General features: G+C 69.7%; 4 protein-coding genes and 1 pseudogene. 1 reads left to right on the forward strand and 4 read right to left on the reverse strand.

Going from position 1 to position 4634, the window contains the following annotated elements:
• The 4 genes and pseudogenes from EAD96_RS17270 to ngcE all read right to left on the reverse strand — a co-directional run.
• Window positions 1-390: pseudogene (locus EAD96_RS17270) on the reverse strand (hypothetical protein); the annotation flags it as partial.
• 85 nt (window positions 391-475) lie between these two features.
• Window positions 476-1381, reverse strand: a complete 906-nt coding sequence (locus EAD96_RS17275) for a carbohydrate ABC transporter permease (protein WP_121685049.1) — start codon at window positions 1379-1381, stop codon at window positions 476-478.
• Window positions 1378-2286 carry a carbohydrate ABC transporter permease gene (locus EAD96_RS17280; RefSeq protein WP_121685050.1) on the reverse strand — a complete coding sequence of 303 codons (909 nt, stop codon included), beginning with the start codon at window positions 2284-2286 and terminating at the stop codon, window positions 1378-1380. The genes EAD96_RS17275 and EAD96_RS17280 overlap by 4 nt, the downstream gene beginning before the upstream one ends.
• Window positions 2286-3701: an N-acetylglucosamine/diacetylchitobiose ABC transporter substrate-binding protein gene (gene ngcE / locus EAD96_RS17285; protein ID WP_121685051.1), complete on the reverse strand. Its 1416-nt coding sequence runs from the start codon at window positions 3699-3701 to the stop codon at window positions 2286-2288. Before ngcE ends, EAD96_RS17280 begins: the two co-directional genes overlap by 1 nt.
• Before the next feature lie 163 nt (window positions 3702-3864).
• On the opposite strand from ngcE, the gene EAD96_RS17290 reads away from it, so the two are divergent.
• Window positions 3865-4634 (forward strand): acyltransferase (locus tag EAD96_RS17290; protein ID WP_147457893.1); only part of this gene is annotated, 770 nt, incomplete at its 3' end.

Genomic DNA, 4634 nt, shown 5'->3' on the forward strand with positions numbered 1-4634 from the left:
GGGCTGGAACTGGGCGGGCTGGCCCTGGGCGGGCGGGTACGCCGGACCGGGCTGACCGTGCCCCGCACCCGGGTACATGCCCTGCTGCTGTCCGCCCGGGTACTGCTGCGCGCCCGCGAACTGCGGCGCGGCGGCCTGCTCGCGGGCCTCCTTGCGTGCCTTCACGGCGCGCACGATCAGCAGGATCGGCAGCACGAAGACGTAGAAGAAGATCCGGTAGCTGTCGCCGTCGAAGAGGAACAGCAGGTAGAAGCCGTACCCGAAGAAGGCCAGGCCGATGACCACGTTGAGGATCCGGGAGCCCTTGCCCTGTTCCTTGACGGCTATGCCCACCGCGATCATCGCGATGCCGCCAAGCAGCAGCAACAGCGTGTAGAGGAGGAAGAACATGAGATTCCTGTCGATAGATGAGCGTGCCGGCTCACCCTAGGTCAGCTCGCTCCTCCCCACTGCCCCGTTGCCTGTGGCAACGACCTCACTTGAGCTGCCCGGCGGTCAGTCCGGACTGGACCTGGCGCTGGAACGCCACGTACACCACGAGCACCGGCAGCACCGCGATGGTCAGGCCGGCGAACAACTGGGCGTAGTCACCGGCGTAGCCCTGGCTCACCGCGAGCGAGCTCAGCCCCTGGGCGAGCATCCGGTCCTGCCCGTCGCCGGGCAGCAGCACCTGCGGCAGCAGGAACTGGTTCCAGTGGCTCAGGAAGTTGAAGATGCCGACACTGATCAGTCCCGGTCTCGCCATCGGCAGCATCACCCGGAAGAACAGCCGGAAGTGCCCGCAGCCGTCGATCAGCGCGGCCTCCGCCACCGACGTGGGCAGCGTCCGGAAGAACGCGCTCAGGAAGAACACGGTGAACGGCAGCGAGTAGGCCGTGTAGACCAGGATCAGGCCCGGCCAGGTGCCGAGCAGGCCGACGCTGCGGACCACGAAGAACAGCGGCACCAGCGCCAGGAAGACCGGGAACATCATGCCGCCGACGAACAGGTAGTAGACCACCTGCCGGCCGCGGAACTCGTAGCGCGCGAAGACGTACGCGGCGGTGGCGCCGAGCAGCATGGTCAGGCTCAGCGAGCCGGCCACCACGACCAGGCTGTTGAAGAAGAACCGGCCGATGTGGGCACTGGTCCAGGCGCGTGACCAGTTGTCGAACCGCAGCGCCTCGGGCAGCCCCCACGGCTCGGAGATGATCTCGCCGTTGGTCTTGAGCGAGCTGAGCACCATCCAGGCCAGCGGCAGGACCGTCATGGCCGCCCAGAGCAGCAGGAAGCCGTGCGAGAAGACGTTCGCCACGCCCAGCTCGCGGCGCGGGGGCCGGTCGGCGGGGGCGGTCGCGCGGGTCGTCTCGGCGGCCGGGGCGCCGGTGTCCACGGTGGTCACGAGTACTCGATCCGATCACGCCGGGCGGTGCGCAGCGCCAGCACCGCCACCGAGAGGGTCAGGAAGAACATCGCCACACCGATCGCCGAGGCGTACCCGAACTTGTTCTCGCTGCCGAACGACGTGTCGTACATCCGCAGCCCGATCACGTCGGAGGAGAAGTTCGGCCCGCCGTTGGTCATGAGCTGGACCAGGATGAAGCCGTCCAGCGCCGCGATGGCGAGGTAGATCCACGCGACCTGGATGGTGTCCCAGAGCAGCGGAATGGTGATCCTCCGCAGCATCGTGGTGCGGGACGCGCCGTCGAGCAGCACCGCCTCGTAGATGTCGCGCGGGATCGCCTGCATGGCGGCGCCGAAGAGCACCACGTAGAAGCCGACGTTGCTCCACACCATCACCGCCAGCACGCACCAGAACGCGAAGCGCGGGTCGCCGAGCCAGGCCGGGGTGGCCAGCCCGACGGCGCGCAGGGCGCCGTTGAGCAGGCCACTGGTCGGGCTGTAGATCTCCTTCCAGAGCAGCGCGATGATCACCACCGAGAGCACCTGCGGGAAGAAGTAGACGAGCCGGTAGACCGAGGTGCCGCGCACCCCGGTCACACCGGCCCGGCCCTTGCGACCGCCCATGGTGAGCATGCTGGCGAAGAACAGCCCCAGCCCGATCGTCACCACCGGCAACACCGCGAGCAGGATCGCGTTGTTCTTCAACGCGTTCCACACGTACCCGTCGTGCAGCAGCGTGCGGAAGTTCGCCATCCCGACCGGGTCGGCCTGCGCGGAGTAACCCATCCAGTCGGTGGTGGAGATCTGAAAGGCCTGGAGGTACGGCGAGAGCACGAAGATGCCGTACAGCGCCAGTGGGGGTAGCAGGAACGTGAGGATCAGGGGGAGGCGGCCCTGTCGCATCACGCCGACCGCTTGTACTTCTTGACCGAGCTGTCCTGGGCGATCGAGTCGGCGCCCTTCTGGCACTGGTCGAGGAACTCGGCCGGGGAGGTCCGGCCGCTGAAGAACTCGCCGCAGGCCGCGTCGACGAGGTTGCGCTCCAGCTTGCGGTAGTAGTTGTTGTAGACCCAGTTGAAGCCGTTGGACCCGGACGCGTCGAGCGCCTTGACCACGGTGCTGAGCCCGTACGGCAGCTCGATGCCCTCGGTGGCGCCGGCGACCACGGGCAGGCTGGCGACCTTCCGGGTGAAGTCCTGGGCGCCCTTGCGGGACAGCATGGTCCGGAAGTACTCCAGGCCACCGGCGACGTTGCGCGCCTTCGCCGGCACCATGAACGGCTCGCCCGCGGTGCCGCGGATCGCCTCGTACGGCAGCTTGTCGCCGCTGCCCAGGCTCGGCGTCGGCGCGACCGTCATGTTGAAGCCGGGCGGGGTGACGTCCTTCTGCTCGCTCTCCAGCCAGGAGCCGCAGGAGATGAACGCGGCCTTGCCCTGGCACCACGCGGTCTGCGACTGCTTGTGGTCCAGGCCCGGGGAGCCGTCGAGGATGAACTTGTCCTTGACGATCTGGTGCCAGGCGTCGGCGGCGGTCTTCATGGCGTCCGACTTCCAGGCGTTGGGCTCCAGGTTGTCGATCGCCAGCGCCACCGACGGGCCGCCGAGCTTGATCGCGGTGGAGATCACCGGCCAGCTCATGTAGCGGGGGTGCACACCGGCGTACGTCCAGGGGGCGATGCCCGCGGCCTTGATCCGGCGGCAGAGCGCGATGTGGTCGTCCCAGGTCTTGGCGTCCTCCCAGCCGCGGTCGGCGAACAGCTTGGTGGAGTGCCAGATGCCGTACACCGTGTAGGTGTAGTTGAGCACCAGGAACCGGCCGTCGTAGGAGCCGACCTCGACGGTGCCGGGCAGCAGCGTGTCCTTGACCGTCTTGCCGGGCGTGTCGAGGCTCGGCGCGGCGAGCAGCTCACCCAGGTCGGCGAGCGCGTTCTGGGAGACCAGGCCGTTGAAGTCGATCTGGCCGGCGCCGGAGTTGTTCACCACGTCCGGCGGGCTGCCGTCGACGAAGCGGGGCTGGAGCGTCTTGCTGATCTCCGCGGTGGCCGAGTGCTTGATCTCCGCCTTCGGGTACCGCTCCTTGTACATGGCCTCGTGGGCCTTGGCGTAGTCCTCCCCGAAGCCGCCGTTGAAGATCACCACCTCCAGCGGGGCGTCCTCGGCGACGCCGAGCGGGTTCTGCTCGCTCTTGGTGCCCTTGTACGCGTCCTTGTCGCCCTCGTCGCCGCCACCGGAGGTGGCGCAGCCGGCGAGCAGCCCCGCGGCGGGGGTGGCCAGCAGACCGGCGGCGGCGCTGCGCCGTAGGATCTCACGCCTGTTCATCGCATCTCCTCGGTCCGGGTACACGCGGTGAGCACCCTGTCGCTTGTCTTCACAAGACGCACTTCTAATGAAGAATTTCTACGACAGTGCGACGGGGACCACAAGACCTCTCGACCGATCCGTTATCCGTACCGGTCGGAGCCGGCTGGCCTAGCCTGACCTCATGCGCCGCCTGCGGCAGCTCGCGCAACGCACGCCGCCGGGGCGGGAGCGCTACGTCGACCTGCTCCGGGCCCTGGCCATCACCATGGTCGTGCTCGGCCACTGGGGCGTCACCGCCGTCGGGTACGACGACGGCCGCCCCGCCGGCCACTCCGCGCTGGCGGATCTGCGCTGGGCCTGGCCGCTGACCTGGGTGGCCCAGGTGATGCCGGTGTTCTTCCTGGTCGGCGGCTACGCCAACGCCGCCTCGCTGGCCGCCCGCCGACACCGGGGCGGGTCGGCGGCCGGATGGCTGGTGGACCGCAGCGCCCGGCTGGTCCGGCCCACCACCGTGTTGCTGCTGGTGCTGGCCGCGGGCGCGGGGATCGCCACGCTGCGCGGCGCCGACCCGGCGCAGGTGCGCACGGTGGTCTGGTTCGCCACCATCCCGCTGTGGTTCCTGGTCGCCTACGTCGCCGTGGTGGCGCTGACCCCGCCGATGTACGCGCTGCACCGCCGGTTCGGGCTCGCCGTGCCGGTGGCGCTCGTGGTCCTGGTGGCGCTCGGCGACCTCGGCCGGCTCCTCGGCCCGGCCGCACTCGCCGACGGCAACTACCTGTTCGGCTGGCTGGCCGTACACCAGCTCGGTTTCGCCTGGTACGACGCCGCCCGGGCGGCCACCGGTGCCGGGGCGGCCGAGGCCGGGGCGACCGCCGGCGACGCGGCCGGCGCCGACGCGACCGAGGCCGGGGCGACCCCCGGCGCGGCCCGGGCCGGGGGTCGCCCCGGCCT

Source organism: Micromonospora sp. BL1, assembly GCF_003667485.1.
Classification (GTDB): domain Bacteria; phylum Actinomycetota; class Actinomycetes; order Mycobacteriales; family Micromonosporaceae; genus Micromonospora; species Micromonospora tulbaghiae.

Bases quoted from the DNA above. Each gene is read 5' to 3' on its own strand.
- EAD96_RS17280 (WP_121685050.1), bottom strand. From the start codon at position 2,286: ATGCGACAGGGCCGCCTCCCCCTGATCCTCACGTTCCTGCTACCCCCA.
- ngcE (WP_121685051.1), bottom strand. From the start codon at position 3,701: ATGAACAGGCGTGAGATCCTACGGCGCAGCGCCGCCGCCGGTCTGCTG.